Source organism: Methyloligella sp. GL2 (genome assembly GCF_013341275.1).
Taxonomy (GTDB): Bacteria; Pseudomonadota; Alphaproteobacteria; order Rhizobiales; family Methyloligellaceae; genus Methyloligella.
Map to the genome: position 1 here is coordinate 2,585,369 of NZ_CP054476.1, position 14,717 is coordinate 2,600,085.

Here is a 14,717-nt window from a genome sequence, read left to right on the forward strand (position 1 = left end):
CTCCTCACCCGCCGGCCGCCGGACCGACTGGGTCCGGTTGGCGGGTTGCTTACGAGATCGCCGGCCGACATTGCGCGGCAGGCGCTTCCGAACCGTCGGCGTCTTCGGGGCCGTCTTTCTCGGCCTCGGTCTGGCAATCCGGTTCGGGAAAATCCGTGGCCGACAAAGCACGGCCCAACAGCGCCAGCGTCGTGCCATTATGGAGGATGGCGGCGGCGACCGGGCGCAGCCAGCCTAGCGAGGCCAGCACGTAAAGTCCCGTGTTGATACCGATAGCGGCGCGGAAATTACTGCGTATGACAGCCATGGCGGTTTGCGCCGCCTCGCGGGCATCGCCGACCATAGCAAGGTCGTCACGCAGCAGAACGATATCGGCGGTAGCGCGGGCGATATCGGCGCCGCGCGGCATGGCGATGCCGACATCTGCGGTGGCCAGCGCCGGAGCATCGTTGATGCCGTCGCCGACGAAGGCGACGCGCCGCCCCTCGCCTTGCAGCCGCTTGACGATGTCGGCCTTATCCTCCGGCTGCAATTCGGCGAACACCTCGTCCACGCCGACCGCGGCGGCGAGCGCCTTGGCCCGCTGCTCCCGGTCGCCGGTGAGCATGATCAGCCGCTCCACGCCAAACTCTCGCAAGCGCTGCATGGTCTCGGCGGATTCGGCGCGCAGCTCGTCGCGGATGGCGATGATGCCGACAGGCGTTCCGCCATAAGCGGCGTAGAGCAGCATCTTGCCCTGCCCCGATAATTCGTGCGCGGTCGCTTCGTAAGGATGCAGATCGATGCCTTCGTGATCCTGCAGGAAATGGCGGCTGCCGATGACCACGCGCTTGCCGTCGACCTTGGTGCGCAGGCCATGGGCGATCTCGACATCGATATCGTCGTGATCGACGTGGTCGAGGCCGCGGCTCCTGGCGGCGGAGACGACGGCATCGGCGATAGGGTGACGCGAATGCTCCTCGATGGAGGCGGCCATGGCCAGCATCTCATGCTCGGAGCAAAGCTCCGGCGCCAGGGGAACGATATCGGTGACGGCAAGATCGCCGCGGGTCAGCGTGCCGGTCTTGTCGAACACCATGGTATCGACCTTGGCGAGATCCTCGATGCTCGGGCCGCCCTTGATTAGCACGCCGCGATCGGCGGCGTCGGACATGGTGGAACGGACGGCCACCGGCGCACTCAGCTTCACCGCGCAGGAATAATCGATCAGCAGCACCGACATGACGCGGGTGATGTCGCGAGTCAGCAGGAAGGTGGCGATGCCGAGCCCGAGGGTGAGCAGCACCCGCTGATTGGCGAACTCCTCGGCCACCCGCTCGGTGTTGGACTGAATGGTGAGCGACTCGTGGATGAAGGCGGCAATGCGTGCGGTGGTGGTCTCGTCGCCAACCTGGCGCGCCTCAATCTTCAGGCGGCCGCTCTCCACGATGCTGCCGGCGATGACGCGGTCGCCGGCTTCCTTGCCGACGGGGATGCTCTCGCCGGTGACGGAGGCCTGGTTCACCTGGGCGACGCCCTCAGCGATCACCCCGTCGATGGGGATCAGCTCGCCAGTGCCGGCGACCACGATCTCGCCGGTGCCGACCTCGGCGAACGGCACCTTGATGGTCCTGCCGTCGCGCTCCACCCAAACCGCGGAGGGGTGCGGATAAAGCAGATGGGTGAGGAGATCCTCGGAATGCCGCTCCGTGGTCTCTTCCAGATAATCGCCGCTGGCCATCAGCGTGTCGGTGACCAGCGCGGTGGTGTAGCGGCCCATGCGCGCGCCGAGCGCCACGGCGACCGCATCCAGCAACTCGACGCTGACGCCCTTGGTGAACACGGACCAGACGCCCCGCGCCAGGCGGGGGGCGATGGTGCCCCAGATCAACAGATGGCTGAGCGCGGCCGGCAGCACCGGCATTGCCAGGAGCAGGCCTAAGCGTAGCGCGATCGGCGCAAAGCTGGGCTCGCTGATGCCATTGTTGAACTGCAGCTCGCCCGGGGACAGCGTCGAAAGCCGGTCGAAGATCGCCTGACGCGCCCCGGCGCTGCCGTCATAGGCGATGACGATGGAGGACGCGGCGGCATTGATGCGGACGGAGTCGACGCCGTCATATTCGCCGACCAGGCTGGCCAAATGCCCGGTGTCCAGACGCGGGGTGCGAAGCAGCGGCATCTTCAGCCGCAGCCGCTTTCGCAGCTCGTGGGCCACCACGAGCTTGTTCCGGACGGGGCGAAGGGTTCGGAGCTTGTCTTCGCCGAAAGAAAGGGCGGCGTCGCGCTGCATGGCCGTTACGAGGCTACTCCTCGTGCTCCGCTTTGATCTCGGACTCGGCGTCGCGGAAGCGCTCCTTGGTCTCCTCCAAGCCGCCCTGGATGCCGAGCCAGAGCTGGGTGATGCCGCGGATGGCCGCGTGCTGCACCGCCTCGTTGGTCAGCACATAGGTCAGCGCGCCGCCCACCAGCAGGCCGGTGACGAAACGATTGTTGATCAGGCCGGTGACGCCCTGCGCCGGCGCCTGTCCGTTGCCGGCCGGAGCCCAGCCGGGACCGGGCGTATAGGCGTAGTAGCCGGCCGGTCCGGGCATCGGGCCAGGCATTGAACCCGGCATGGGGCCGTAATGCATCTGGGCGTGGCCTTGCGGCGCCTGAGGGCCTTGCGGGCCGCCCCGCGGACCGTTGGGCATAGCGCCCCCATTGCCGGGGAACATATAGGGGTTCATCGCTCTATTCCTTTTTCGCTTATGCGCATTGTCGGTTCTTCGAGGCTTTGCCGCGGCTACTCGGCCTTGCCGGGCTCCTCGCCGTTTTCGGCCTTGGCCTTCTTCTGGCCCGCCAGATAGAGCGCGCCGGACCCGGCCGCGAGCACCACGGCGACGCCGGCCAGCGGATAATTGCGGGCAAGATGCGCCGCGCTGCCGAGCAGCACACCGGCGCCGGCACCGAAAGCGGTGTTGCACAGCGTGTGCTTGATGGCCTCGTCGCGGGAGATCTCGTCGTCGCGCATGCGGCGCAAATCCGTCACCGCGGTCCAGCCGCCGGCAATCATGGCGCCGGCCGCGGCCGAACGCACCAGCATGGGACCGGCAGGGATTGCCGCACCGCCGTAAGCGTAGTTCTGCACATGGCTTGGAAAGGTCACGTCTCGTTCTCCTTGGCTGCAGGCTCGACAGGTTTGTCTTTATCGGGTTCGGGCTGTTCGGATTGGCCGCCCTTGTCCGGGGTTGCGGCGGCAAGAGCGCCCGCCAGCATTGCCTTGAGGGCGGGAAGATTTGTGGCGAGCAGTGCCGCACCGGCACCGACCAGGGCGCCTTTCCAAAAATCCCGCTCGTCGAGAGAAAGCAGCTTGGCGATGGTCTCGGCATCGACATTGCCGCGCGAGAGGCGCTCGAAAGCCTCCTTATGGGCGGCGTTCTCGTCGTAGCCGGGGCTTTGGCCGCCGTGTCCTGGCCCGCCTTGTCCTTGCGAGCCTTGTCCTTGCGAGCCTTGTCCGAAAGCATTGCCGCCGGGACCGTACCCAGCGCCTTGCCCAGCGCTTTGCCCGGCATCATGGCCGGCCGCTTGTCCCGCGCCGGGTCCGCCGGTTTGCCCCGCATCCATGCCGGCGCCGCCGCCCTGGTACTGGGGGCCGTTGCCGTAAGCCGGGATCACCGGCGGTTCGGGACCGAAATAATACCAGCCGCAAGGGATTTCGCCTTCGCCCTGCATCTGGCCCGCATTGGGGTCGTCATAGCTGCCAGCGCCGCCGCCGGCTTGCTGCTGCTCGGGGGTGGGCTGCTTCGGCCCAGCCTTGCCATCCATGCTCTATCCACTCATTGCCGCGCTTGGCATGCAAGTCTGCCAAAATGCGCAAAACTCCCGCAGGAAGCGCACTTTGACTGCTTTCCCTCTCTTGAGATAGAAAATATGACTTTCTTTGTCCACATCTAGGCGCAGCGGTTTCATACTAATTTCCTAACCGTTCATAGAACGCTGAGTGCGGAACGAATGAGTGTCGAGAAATTGCCGCTGGCCATGGTCGCCGCGGAAGAGCGGGTCACCGTGGTTGCAGTCGTTGGCGATGCGGCGGTCCAAAAGCGCCTGGTGGATCTCGGGGTCGTGGTCGGCAAAGAGCTCACCGTCACCCAGCGCCAGGCGGACGGGCCGATGGTCGTGGCGATCGACGATGCGCGTTTGGCGCTAGGCCTGGAGGTGACGCAGAAGGTCTTCGTCACGCCGGTCAGGGAAGCAGAGAAGGTGTAGGGGCATGGGCGACGGACTTCGCAGCGGGGACGGACTTCGCAGCCTTGCGGTCGGCGAGCGGGCATCGGTGATCGGCTTCAAGGAAGGCACCAAACATTACCGGCAAAAGCTGCTGGCGATGGGTCTGACGCCGGGTGCGGAGATCACGGTCGTGCGTGTGGCGCCGCTCGGCGACCCTGTGGAGATCAAGGTGCGCGGCTTCTCGCTTAGCCTGCGCAAGGACGAGGCCGATGCGCTGAAGATCGAAAGGCTCGCACCATGACCGAGACGAGCATTGCGATCGTCGGCAATCCCAATTGCGGCAAGACCACCCTTTTCAACGCCCTGACCGGCACCCAGCAGCGGGTCGGTAACTGGCCCGGCGTGACAGTTGAGAAAAAGGTCGGGACGTTCCCCTATCGCGGCCAGCAGATCGAGGTGGTGGACCTGCCGGGGGTCTATTCCCTGGACGGGGCCGCCGGCACTGTGTCCCTCGACGAGCAGATTGCCCGCGACTACGTCGCCTCCAGCGACTCCCGGCTGGTGGTCAATATCGTCGATGCCTCCAATATCGAGCGCAATCTCTATCTCACCTCGCAATTGCTGGAGATGGGCGTTCGGCTCGTGGTGGCGCTCAACATGGTCGATATCGCCAAGTCCCGGCATATCGACATCGATATCGATGCGCTGTCGAAGCGCCTGGGCTGTCCGGTGGTGCCGATCGTCGCCTCGGCGGAAAAGGGCATCGAGGCGCTGAAGGCGGAGATTATCCACGCGGCCCGGGAGCAGGCCTCGGCTCATGCGGCTATCGTCTACAATCCGGAGATCGAAGCGGCCATCGCCGAGGTGATGCCGCATATCGCCGAAGCGGCAACAGGCGGCTCGCCCCGTTGGCTGGCAATCAAGCTCTTGGAAGGGGACGAGATCGCCGCCGACCACGTGGACGAGAAGGCGGCAGCGCTAGCCGCCAAGCACAGCGAGACGCTGGAAGAGACGCTCGGCGCCGATGTCGACACGCTGATCGCCAGCGGGCGCTACGACTTCGTCAACGGCGTGACGTCGAGCACGGTTCGCCGGACCACCGAGCTGAAGAAGACGGTCTCCGACAAGCTCGACCGGATCGTCCTCAACCGCATGCTCGGCATCCCGATCTTCCTCTTGGTCATGTACGCGATGTTCATGTTCACCATCAACATCGCCGGCGCCTTCATCGATTTCTTCGACATTGCCGCGGCGACCCTCTTCGTCGACGGGTTCGGCCATGTGCTGGAAAGCATCGGCACGCCAGACTGGCTGGTCACGCTGCTCGCCACCGGCGTCGGCGGCGGCATTCAGACGGTGGCGACCTTCGTCCCCGTCATCGCCGGGCTGTTCCTGTTCCTCTCGATCCTGGAGGATTCGGGCTATATGGCCCGCGCCGCCTTCGTCATGGACCGGCTAATGCGGATGATCGGGCTGCCCGGAAAATCCTTCGTACCGCTGATCGTCGGCTTCGGCTGCAACGTGCCGGCAATCATGGCGGCCAGGACGCTGGAGAACCAGCGCGACCGCACCATGACCGTGATGATGGCGCCGTTCATGTCCTGCGGGGCGCGGCTGCCGGTCTATGCGCTGTTCGCTGCCGCGTTCTTTCCCGTCGGCGGGCAGAACCTGGTGTTCGCGCTGTATCTGATCGGGATTTTCGCCGCGATCCTTACGGGTCTGATCCTCAAGCACACGCTGCTGCGGGGCGAGACCTCGCCCTTCGTGATGGAGCTGCCGCCCTATCACATCCCAACTCTCAAGGGCATTTTGCTGCGCACCTGGGACCGCTTGCGCAGCTTCGTGCTCCGCGCCGGCAAGGTGATCGTCGGCATGGTGGTGGTGATCGCCTTTCTGAACTCCTGGGGTGCCGATGGCAGCTTCGGCAACGAGGACACCGAAAACTCGGTGCTGTCGGAGATCGGCCGCGGGCTGGTGCCGCTGTTCGAGCCCATGGGCATCAAGGAAGACAACTGGCCGGCGACGGTCGGCGTGTTCACCGGCATCCTGGCCAAGGAGACCGTGGTCGGCACGCTCAACACGCTCTATGGCAGCATGGCGGCGGACGCCGAGCCCGGCTCCGATGAGGGGGACGAGGCGTTCGATTTCTGGGGCGGCATCGGCGCCGCCTTCGCCAGCATCGGGCCGAATTTGCGCGATGCGTTCGGCATGGCGCCGGACCCGCTCGGCCTCGATGTCGGCGATATCGACTCGCCGAGCCTCGCTGCCGAGGAGCAAGGGGTGAGCGTCGGCATCTTCGGCTCGATGGCGAGCCTGTTCGACGGCAAGGTGGGCGCCTTCGCCTATCTGCTCATGGTGCTGCTTTACATGCCGTGCGCGGCGGCCATCGCCGCGGTCTACCGGGAGACCGGCCGCGGCTGGGCGATCTTCATCAGCCTGTGGACCACCCTGCTCGGCTATAGCGCGGCGGTGCTGTTCTATCAGGCGGCGACCTTCGCCCGGCACCCGGCCTACTCGGCCTGGTGGATCGGCGGGCTGATCGCGCTGTTCGCCGCCGTGGTTCTGGGGATGTGGTACTACGGCAAACACAATGAGCATTCGCGACCGGTGATTATCCCCGGCGTCTGAAGCCTGCAGAGCCCGGATCGTCCGGAGACGAACGGGATACAGACCAATGTTGTTGCTGGATCTGAAGAGCTATCTGGAAAGCCATACGCCGGTCAGCATGATGGACCTGACGGCCCATTACCGCGTGGAGCCAGATGCCTTGCGCGGCATGCTCGATCACTGGATCCGCAAGGGAAAGCTGAAGCGGCTCGATTTCGGAAGCACCTGCCAGGCCTGCCCCCATGGCGGCGCCTGTGGGGCATGCTGCGCGAGCTGCTTCGAGATGTATCAATGGCTCGATGGCACCGGAAATGGAAAAGCCGCTTCTCCTGATCGGCGTTCATAGGGACGAGCTCGCCTTCGGCGAACATGTGGCGGCGCTGCTTGAGGGCCGCTGCGACATTCTTCGTGTCGAGCAGGGTCTCGATAACGACAACCCGACCCCGGATGAGCAATTCCACTACCGCATCCGCCATGCCGAGATGTACCACCAGGTGCTGCAGAATATCGGCCGGCGCACGGGCCCCGTGATCGACATCCATTCGGGGCTGAATGCGCGGGGACGCTGCGCCGATATCTATTGCCACGACGAGCGCTTTCTCGCTTGCGCGGAGGCGGCAGTCGCGCCGCAAACGGAACGCGCCGGCGCGTTCAAGGATGTCCGGCTGGTGCAGATCGTGGCGCACGATGCGCCGGAACGCGAACTGAGCGCTTCGGTGGCGCTGCGCCCGGTGGTCTGGACCTATATTCCGCATGTGGTCTGGCAGAACCCGCACTTCCTCTATATCGGCATCGAGGTGTTTCTCGCTTCGCGTGGCGCCGGCACCCCGCAAGACCATGCCTATGGACGCGATTTGGTGCTGCTGTCCGCCGATTGTGCGTCCCGCTCTTCGCGCGACGCAGCGCGTGTCAAAACCGGCGTCTGAAGCCTCCCTGCCAGCCGCGCCTATCGCCATCCCCGCCCGCAGCGGGGAAAAGCGGAGATGTGCAGCGGGACATTGCACCGCCCTTTCAAACCTGACTGAACGAGTCCATATTTAGGGCTGTATCGAACGCTGACTCTGCCCACCTTAGATTCAGTCTAAAAAACCTTGGAAATCCGGGACTTCTCCAACATTGACTTTCTAAGTCACGTTTTCTAATCGGAATGACGTGCGGAGGAACCGAGAGTGCTGGCCCCATTTCTGATCATGCTGAGAGAGGGGTTGGAGGCTGCCCTGATTACAGGGATTGTCGCCGCCTATCTCAAACAAACGGGACGTATGGCCTGGATGCCTGCTGTGTGGGTCGGCATCTTTTTGGCGCTCGCCCTGTCGCTTTTCGTCGGGGCCGGGCTGCAACTGATCAGCGCGGAATTCCCGCAAAAGGCGCAAGAGCTGTTCGAAGCCATTGTCGGGCTGATCGCCGTAGCGATTCTGGTCTCGATGGTGTTCTGGATGCGCAGCGCCGCCAAGAATATGAAGGCCACGCTGCACGATTCCATCGATCATGCGCTGTCCTCCACCTCGGCCCAGGGCTGGGCGCTGACCGGCATGGTGTTCTTCGCCGTCGCCCGCGAAGGGCTGGAATCGATCTTCTTCCTTTTGGCCATTTTCCAGCAGAGCAGCGGCCCGGCCGCGCCGCTGGGCGCGCTGGCCGGATTGCTGGTCGCCGCGGTGCTCGGCTACGGGCTCTATATCGGCGGCATCCATCTGAACCTGCGCCACTTCTTCCGCTGGACCGGCGTGTTCATTCTGATCGTCGCCGCCGGGCTTCTATCCAGCAGCCTCGGCGCGCTGCACGAGGCGGGGCTGTGGAACCATCTGCAAACCCGGGTCTACGACCTGAGCGGCGTGCTGCCGGTCTCCAGTCTGCCCGGCACGATCCTGTCCGGCCTGTTCAATTACGAGGAGGCGCCGACGCTCGGCCAGGCGATCATCTATGTCGTCTTCCTCGGCGTGACCCTCTACCTGTTCCTGCGGCCGGTCGAGACGGCCAAAGCCGCCCCGCCCCAGGCCGAGCGGCGCTCCTTGGCGTGAGCGCGTTTCCCGGCATGAGAAGACAATGACCGAACCCGCCCCCTCCCATTCGATGCGTTTCGCCGTGGCCGGCGCTGCCTTGCTGGCGATTGCCGGCGGCGCTGCCTTCTATTTCGCATCGCAGGCCAATCAGGGCTCCAAGCAGGAGGCCGGCGATTTCTACGAGGTGACGGTCACCGCCAAGGCCTGCGAGCCCAATGCGCTCACCGTACCGGCCGGCAAGCGCAGCTTCCGCATCCTCAACAGCTCCGACCGTCCGGTGGAATGGGAAATCCTCGACGGTGTGATGGTGGTCGAGGAGCGGGAGAATATCGCGCCCGGCTTCAAGTCGACCATGACGGCGCGGCTTGTCCCCGGCGAATACGAGATCACCTGCGGGCTGCTGTCCAACCCGCGCGGGACGCTGACGGTGACGCCGTCGGAAGAGGCGGAAACCGCCTCCGGTCCGAGCTTGCGCGCCCTGCTCGGCCCGCTCTCCGAATACAAGGTCTATGTGGCGCTGCAGAGCGCCGAAATGGTGGCGGGCGCCGAAGCCCTGGCGGCGGCGATCGATGAGGGCGACCTTGAAAAGGCGCAGGCGCTCTATGTGCCGGCCCGCCTGCCCTATAAGCGGCTGGAGCAGCTCGCCTATCGCTTCGCCGATCTGGAGAACGCCATCGATCCGGTGGCCGATTATCTGGAGAAGCGCGAGGCGGACGCTGCCTTCACCGGTTATCACCGCATCGAATACGGGCTGTTCCAAGAGCAGAGCCTGGAGGGGCTTGCGCCGGTCGCCGACAAGCTGGTGGCCGACGTCACCACGCTGAAGGACCGCTTGCGCAGCATGAAGCCTTCGACGGCGATGCTGACCGATAGCGGCGCCACGATCGCCGAACAGCTTGCCCATGGGCGGATCGAGGCGGGCGAGAACCGCTACGCCCATACCGATCTCGACGACATCGCGGCCAATGTCGAAGGCATCCGAAAAACCACGGACGTTCTGAAACCGGTGCTGGAGCCGCACGCGCCGCAGGTCGCCGCCGAGATCGACGCGGCGCTGCAGCAAGTCACCGCCGAGCTGGATGCGCTGAAAACGCAAGACGGCTTCGTCTCCTATGACGAGGTCGACGCCAAGACGCGGGAGAAGCTGAGCCAATCGTTCCAGAGCTTGGCCGCCGCATTGCAGAAGCTCACCGACGCGATCCAGGTGAGCTCATGAGAGAAGAGAAGCCGATGAAGAAATCCCAGCAAGCCACGCCGCAGGACGAGACCGTCTCGGCGAACCGTCGCCAGGTGCTTCTAGGCGGGATCGGCCTTGCCGCCGGCACCGCGCTTGCGCCCGGCCAGGCTTTCGCCAAAAGCACCGAAGAGGAGGCCGGGCAAGGCCAGGTCGCCGAGGCGCCGATCGCCGGCAAAACGGTGAAGCAGCGGGTGCCGTTCCATGGCGAGCATCAGGCCGGCATCGTCACGCCGCGCCCGGCCAACGGCATCGTCGCCTCGTTCAACGTGATCGCCGACGATCCGGAGGATCTGGAGGCGCTGTTCCGCGAGCTGACCGCCCGGATCGCCTTCCTGACCCAGGGCGGCGAGGTGCCGGAGCTCAATCCGAAATTGCCGCCGGCGGATTCCGGCATTCTCGGCCCGGTCATCGAGCCGGACAAGCTGACGGTGACAGTCTCGCTTGGCGCCTCGCTGTTCGACAAGCGGCCCTGGCTGCGCGAACTGAAGCCGAAGCAGCTGATCCGCATGGCCGAGTTTCCCAACGACGCGCTGGATAGCGAGATCTGTCATGGCGATCTGGCGCTGCAGCTCTGCGCCAATCTGCAGGACACCTGCATCCATGCCTTGCGCGACATCATGAAGAACATGCCAGAATATCTGGTGCTGCACTGGATGCAGGAAGGCAATGTGCCGGTGGTCCAGGCCAGCGCCGGCGGCGAGCATGGGACGGCCCGGAATTTCCTGGGCTTCCATGACGGCTCGGCCAATCCGAACTCCACCGATGCTAAGGAGATGGACCGCATCGTCTGGGTGACGGAAGACAACGGCGAGCCGGACTGGGCGATGGGCGGCAGCTATCAGGCGGTCCGCATCATCCGCAATTTCGTGGAGCGCTGGGACCGCACCCCGCTGGGCGAGCAGGAGCTGATCTTCGGACGCAAGAAGGACAGCGGTGCGCCGCTGGACGGCGGCAAGACCGAGTTCGCCGTTCCCGACTATGCCAAGGATCCGGACGGCAAGAAGACGCCGCTGGATTCGCATATCCGGCTGGCCAATCCGCGCACCGCGAAATCGCAGAAGAATCTCATTCTGCGGCGGCCCTTCAACTATTCGAACGGCTTCACCAAATCGGGCCAGCTCGACCAGGGGCTGCTGTTCATCGTCTACCAGGCGGATTTGATGGAAGGCTTTCTTGCCGTGCAGAGCCGGCTCAATGGCGAGCCGCTGGAGGAATACATCAAGCCGATCGGCGGCGGGTATTTCTTCGTTCTGCCCGGCGCACGGGACCGGGATGACTATCTGGGACGTACCCTGATCGAAGCCATTCGATCGGAACCCTCACAGCAAGCAGCAGAAGGACTTTAACCATGCATGCATGGAAGGCGCTGAGCGTCGCCGCCTTAGCATTCGCGATCGGCGTCGGGAGCGCTAACGCGAAACAAGAAGACATCACCCTGGAGCTGGTCGAGCCGCTCGCCGACTATAAGATCTATGTCGCCGAGAACACCAAACAGCTGGTGAAAGACACCACCGCGTTCGTCGCCGCGATCAAGGATGGCGACGTGGAGAAGGCCAAATCGCTGTTCGGCCCGACCCGCACCTCTTACGAGAAGATCGAGCCGATCGCCGAACTGTTCTCCGATCTCGACGTGTCGATCGACGCCCGCGCCGACGATTACGAGAAGGCCGAGCAGGACCCGGATTTCACCGGCTTCCACAAGATCGAATATGTGCTGTGGGAGAAAGACACCACGGACGGGCTGGACGAGATCGCCGACAAGCTGCTGGCCGATGTCACCGATCTGGATAAGCGCATCAACGATCTCACCTTCCCGCCCGAGAAGGTTGTCGGCGGCGCGGCGGTGCTGATGGAGGAAGTGGCGGCGACCAAGATCTCCGGCGAGGAAGACCGCTACAGCCACACCGATCTGTGGGATTTCGACGCCAATTTCGCCGGCTCGAAGAAGATCTTCATCCTGGTGAAGCCGCTGATCGTCGAGGACGATCCGGAGTTCGTCGCCAAGGTCGAGGAGAATTTCGGCGATGTCGACGAGACCCTGGCGAAGTACAAGACCGACGACGGCTTCGTGAGCTACGAGGAGCTGACCGACGAGGACCGCACGGTGCTCTCGGCCCGGGTCAATACGCTGGCGGAGGATCTCTCCACCTTGCGCGGCAAGCTCGGCCTCGACTAGGCGCCACGCCAAAACGAGACTGCAATCTCACCCCGGCCCGGGATATTCGGGCCGGGGTTTGTTTTGCCTTTTTTCGCGCGGGGCTATTTCTCGGTCATGGTCAGCACGCCGTCCCAATCGGCGGGCGGGCCGGCTTCGGCCAGATTCTCGCAACGGGCTTTCAGCTCCCTGGCGGCGACATCGCCGGGTAGCAAGGCGAGCAGCGTCTCGCAGGTCTCGGCGGCGGCCTTAAAATCGCGGGCGAGATAGGCGGCCATGGCCTCCTCTCCCAGCGCGGCGATGCGGATCTGATCGTCGCTCGCCTCATCGCGCAGCGCCAGCAGCTCGTAGACGAGGATGCCCTCCTCCCTGCCCTTCACGGCGATCTTGTCCAGCGGGCGGGCGACGATAGCCGTACCGGCAAGTTCGCGGGTGCGCTGGCCGATGATGATGCCCAGGGCATAGCGCTTGCAGAGCTGCTCGACACGGCTGGCGACATTCACCGGATCGCCCATCACCGTGTAGTTCATGCGCTCGTCGGAGCCGATATTGCCGACCAGCACCTCGCCGGTATTGATGCCGATGCGGGCGGCGAAGCCGGCACGGCCCTCGATCTCCCATTCGGTCTGAAGCGCGGCGAGCCGGGTCTGGCAGCGGAGCGCCGCTGTGCAGGCGGCGAGCGCATGATCGGCCACTTCAAGCGGTGCGCCCCAAAAGGCCATGATGGCATCGCCGATGAACTTGTCGACGGTGCCCTGCTCGGCGCGGATCACCCCGCTCATGGCGGTGAAGTAGTCGCCGATCTGATCGACCAGCTCGTCCGGGGTGAGCTTCTCGGCGAGCGCGGTGAAATCGACGATATCGGAGAAGTAGACGGTCAGTTCGCGAGTCTCGCCGCCAAGCTCGGCCACCTGCCCGCGCTGCATCAGCTCGCGCACCAGCCCGGCAGGCACGTATTTGGCGAAGGAGCGAAGCCCGCCGGTCATGCGGTCGCGCGCATCCAGCATGGCGGCGATCTCGCGGATGCGGCTTCGCTGTTCGCCGCGGGGCTGGCTGAAATCGAGGCGGCCGATCTGGTCGAGATCGCCGGCAATGCCGCGCAAGGCATAGACCAGGCGTTCGGCGATGAGGACGCCGAGCAGCACGCTCGCCAGGGCCACGAGACCGGCGATCCAGGCGGCGGCGCGGTTGTTGTCGTAGATCGGGCCGAGCAGCGCCTTTGCCGGCACGGCGACGATCACGGTCCAGTCCGGCTTGCCGTTCTCGGTGAAGGGGGCGGTGACGGCGAGAAAGGGCTTATCGCCGACTGAGAAGCTGAAATGCTGCCGGGTGCCCAGGCCCGCCGCTTCCGCCTTGGCATAGGCGGTGGCGAGCTTGCGGTCGGGATGCTCGATGGCCGGGATCAGCTCCGGCGCACCGTTCCGGTCGCGCGCCGTCTCGCCACCGGGATGGCCAATCACCATCCCCTTGCCGGAGACGATATAGACATTGGCGTGGGATTGCGGCCCGCCGTCGATCTCCGCCGATTGCTTGATGCCGCGCAAGAAACGGGCGACGGCGCTGAGCTCATATTCCACCAGCCAGGCGCCGGTCATCTTGCCGTCTTCGCCCTCCTGACGCTGCACCAGCACCACACCGGGCTGGCGGCGGGAGGCAAATAGGAACGGCTCCGACCAAGCGGGCGCCCTGGCCGCTTCGGCTATCGGCCACCAGGGCCGCTTGCGGGAATCGAAATCGCCGATTTCATCGAGGATCAGCCGATGGCTGCCGCCGCGCCGGACGCGATAATCGCGATAGCGGGTGCCGTCTGCTTCCTGTTCGCGGCGGGTCAGGCGCAGGCCGCCACTGGGCTCGCGATAGGCAGAGATATAGGCGCCGTCCGCCCCGCCCCAGGAGCACCAGGTGACGTTGGGATGGCCGAGCAGACAGAGATAGAGATAGTCGAGCAGCGCCGGCCGGTCGGCGGGATCGATCAGGCCTTCGTCAGTCAGCAGGCGGCTCATGCGGAGCTGGGCGGTGCCGGCCTCGACATAGCGGAGCGCCTTCTGCCGGGCATCCTCGATCATCTCGTCGGCGAGGTCCTGCCAAAGCAGCTCCACCGTGGCGCGGGAGTTGAGATAGGCGGAGACGCCGATTCCGGTCGCAGTGGGGACGATGGCCGCCAGCAGCAGCGCGATCAACGCGAAACGAATGGTGATACGCGGCACCCGGCACGCCCTCCCGACAATTCCGCCGGCAGTCTATATCGGGGCGCTCACCGAGGCGAGGTGCGCGATCTGCGCGGCAAGCAGCGAGCCTTAGCTTGCGCTCTTGCAGGTGTTGATGCCGAAAATCCCATAAGCCGGGCACCAGCCGATCAGGCCGGTGATAAGCGGGATCAGACCGATCCAGCCCCAGGGCGTCTGCGGCCCGACGAACACCAGGGCGACCAGGATCAGCCCGACCACGATGCGCACACCCCGATCGACGGGACCTACATTCTTGGTCATCGTTTTCTCCTCCAAAGATATAGGAATCATAGCATCGCTATATC

15 protein-coding genes are annotated in these 14,717 nt (G+C 64.8%); 9 read left to right on the forward strand and 6 right to left on the reverse strand.

The window, feature by feature from the left end; genetic code table 11:
* Nucleotides 1-49 precede the first annotated feature (49 nt).
* The 4 genes from HT051_RS12045 to HT051_RS12060 are packed head-to-tail and all read right to left on the reverse strand — an operon-like array spanning nucleotide 50 to nucleotide 3,783.
* Entirely contained in the window at nucleotides 50-2,269 is a 2,220-nt protein-coding gene (locus tag HT051_RS12045; RefSeq protein WP_174542257.1) for a heavy metal translocating P-type ATPase, read from the reverse strand.
* Nucleotides 2,270-2,282: 13 nt separating this feature from the next.
* Entirely contained in the window at nucleotides 2,283-2,705 is a 423-nt protein-coding gene (locus tag HT051_RS12050) for a hypothetical protein (protein WP_174542258.1), read from the reverse strand.
* A 56-nt stretch (nucleotides 2,706-2,761) separates the two neighbouring features.
* Nucleotides 2,762-3,124: a hypothetical protein gene (locus tag HT051_RS12055; protein WP_174542259.1), complete on the reverse strand. Its 363-nt coding sequence runs from the start codon at nucleotides 3,122-3,124 to the stop codon at nucleotides 2,762-2,764.
* Complete coding sequence (locus tag HT051_RS12060) at nucleotides 3,121-3,783, reverse strand: hypothetical protein (protein ID WP_174542260.1); 663 nt, start codon at nucleotides 3,781-3,783, stop codon at nucleotides 3,121-3,123. Before HT051_RS12060 ends, HT051_RS12055 begins: the two co-directional genes overlap by 4 nt.
* A gap of 186 nt (nucleotides 3,784-3,969) precedes the next feature.
* On the opposite strand from HT051_RS12060, the gene HT051_RS12065 reads away from it, so the two are divergent.
* From HT051_RS12065 to efeO (HT051_RS12105), 9 genes are all read left to right on the forward strand, one after another.
* Nucleotides 3,970-4,224 carry a FeoA family protein gene (locus tag HT051_RS12065; protein WP_174542261.1) on the forward strand — a complete coding sequence of 85 codons (255 nt, stop codon included), beginning with the start codon at nucleotides 3,970-3,972 and terminating at the stop codon, nucleotides 4,222-4,224.
* A gap of 4 nt (nucleotides 4,225-4,228) precedes the next feature.
* Nucleotides 4,229-4,486, forward strand: a complete 258-nt coding sequence (locus tag HT051_RS12070) for a FeoA family protein (protein ID WP_174542262.1) — start codon at nucleotides 4,229-4,231, stop codon at nucleotides 4,484-4,486.
* On the forward strand, nucleotides 4,483-6,813 hold the full coding sequence (feoB, locus tag HT051_RS12075) for a Fe(2+) transporter permease subunit FeoB (RefSeq protein WP_174542263.1): 2,331 nt from the start codon (nucleotides 4,483-4,485) through the stop codon (nucleotides 6,811-6,813). Before HT051_RS12070 ends, feoB begins: the two co-directional genes overlap by 4 nt.
* Nucleotides 6,814-6,859: 46 nt before the next feature.
* Entirely contained in the window at nucleotides 6,860-7,138 is a 279-nt protein-coding gene (locus tag HT051_RS12080; protein ID WP_174542264.1) for a FeoC-like transcriptional regulator, read from the forward strand.
* Entirely contained in the window at nucleotides 7,104-7,718 is a 615-nt protein-coding gene (locus tag HT051_RS12085; RefSeq protein WP_174542265.1) for a hypothetical protein, read from the forward strand. The genes HT051_RS12080 and HT051_RS12085 overlap by 35 nt, the downstream gene beginning before the upstream one ends.
* A gap of 243 nt (nucleotides 7,719-7,961) precedes the next feature.
* Nucleotides 7,962-8,810, forward strand: coding sequence for an iron uptake transporter permease EfeU (gene efeU, locus HT051_RS12090; RefSeq protein ID WP_174542266.1), 849 nt, complete (start codon nucleotides 7,962-7,964; stop codon nucleotides 8,808-8,810).
* A gap of 25 nt (nucleotides 8,811-8,835) precedes the next feature.
* Nucleotides 8,836-10,008: an iron uptake system protein EfeO gene (gene efeO / locus HT051_RS12095; protein ID WP_174542267.1), complete on the forward strand. Its 1,173-nt coding sequence runs from the start codon at nucleotides 8,836-8,838 to the stop codon at nucleotides 10,006-10,008.
* A gap of 14 nt (nucleotides 10,009-10,022) precedes the next feature.
* A complete protein-coding gene (efeB, locus tag HT051_RS12100) occupies nucleotides 10,023-11,375 on the forward strand; it encodes an iron uptake transporter deferrochelatase/peroxidase subunit (RefSeq protein ID WP_174542268.1) in 1,353 nt (450 codons plus the stop codon).
* A 2-nt stretch (nucleotides 11,376-11,377) separates the two neighbouring features.
* Complete coding sequence (gene efeO, locus HT051_RS12105) at nucleotides 11,378-12,205, forward strand: iron uptake system protein EfeO (protein ID WP_174542269.1); 828 nt, start codon at nucleotides 11,378-11,380, stop codon at nucleotides 12,203-12,205.
* Between the two features lie 83 nt (nucleotides 12,206-12,288).
* On the opposite strand, the gene HT051_RS12110 is transcribed toward efeO (HT051_RS12105), so the two are convergent.
* Nucleotides 12,289-14,391: an adenylate/guanylate cyclase domain-containing protein gene (locus HT051_RS12110; protein WP_174542270.1), complete on the reverse strand. Its 2,103-nt coding sequence runs from the start codon at nucleotides 14,389-14,391 to the stop codon at nucleotides 12,289-12,291.
* A 90-nt stretch (nucleotides 14,392-14,481) separates the two neighbouring features.
* The gene (locus tag HT051_RS12115) at nucleotides 14,482-14,673 is read right to left on the reverse strand and encodes a DUF2892 domain-containing protein (RefSeq protein ID WP_174542271.1); all 192 of its coding nucleotides are present in this window, start codon (nucleotides 14,671-14,673) and stop codon (nucleotides 14,482-14,484) included.
* Nucleotides 14,674-14,717: the final 44 nt, after the last annotated feature.

Excerpts from the sequence above, each read along its gene's own strand:
- HT051_RS12045 (WP_174542257.1), bottom strand. The coding sequence starts at position 2,269 with ATGCAGCGCGACGCCGCCCTTTCTTTCGGCGAAGACAAGCTCCGAACC.
- feoB (WP_174542263.1), top strand. The coding sequence starts at position 4,483 with ATGACCGAGACGAGCATTGCGATCGTCGGCAATCCCAATTGCGGCAAG.
- efeO (WP_174542267.1), top strand. The coding sequence starts at position 8,836 with ATGACCGAACCCGCCCCCTCCCATTCGATGCGTTTCGCCGTGGCCGGC.
- HT051_RS12080 (WP_174542264.1), top strand. The coding sequence starts at position 6,860 with ATGTTGTTGCTGGATCTGAAGAGCTATCTGGAAAGCCATACGCCGGTC.
- HT051_RS12115 (WP_174542271.1), bottom strand. The coding sequence starts at position 14,673 with ATGACCAAGAATGTAGGTCCCGTCGATCGGGGTGTGCGCATCGTGGTC.
- efeO (WP_174542269.1), top strand. The coding sequence starts at position 11,378 with ATGCATGCATGGAAGGCGCTGAGCGTCGCCGCCTTAGCATTCGCGATC.
- efeB (WP_174542268.1), top strand. The coding sequence starts at position 10,023 with ATGAAGAAATCCCAGCAAGCCACGCCGCAGGACGAGACCGTCTCGGCG.
- HT051_RS12085 (WP_174542265.1), top strand. The coding sequence starts at position 7,104 with ATGGAAAAGCCGCTTCTCCTGATCGGCGTTCATAGGGACGAGCTCGCC.
- HT051_RS12050 (WP_174542258.1), bottom strand. The coding sequence starts at position 2,705 with ATGAACCCCTATATGTTCCCCGGCAATGGGGGCGCTATGCCCAACGGT.
- HT051_RS12070 (WP_174542262.1), top strand. The coding sequence starts at position 4,229 with ATGGGCGACGGACTTCGCAGCGGGGACGGACTTCGCAGCCTTGCGGTC.
- HT051_RS12060 (WP_174542260.1), bottom strand. The coding sequence starts at position 3,783 with ATGGATGGCAAGGCTGGGCCGAAGCAGCCCACCCCCGAGCAGCAGCAA.
- HT051_RS12065 (WP_174542261.1), top strand. The coding sequence starts at position 3,970 with ATGAGTGTCGAGAAATTGCCGCTGGCCATGGTCGCCGCGGAAGAGCGG.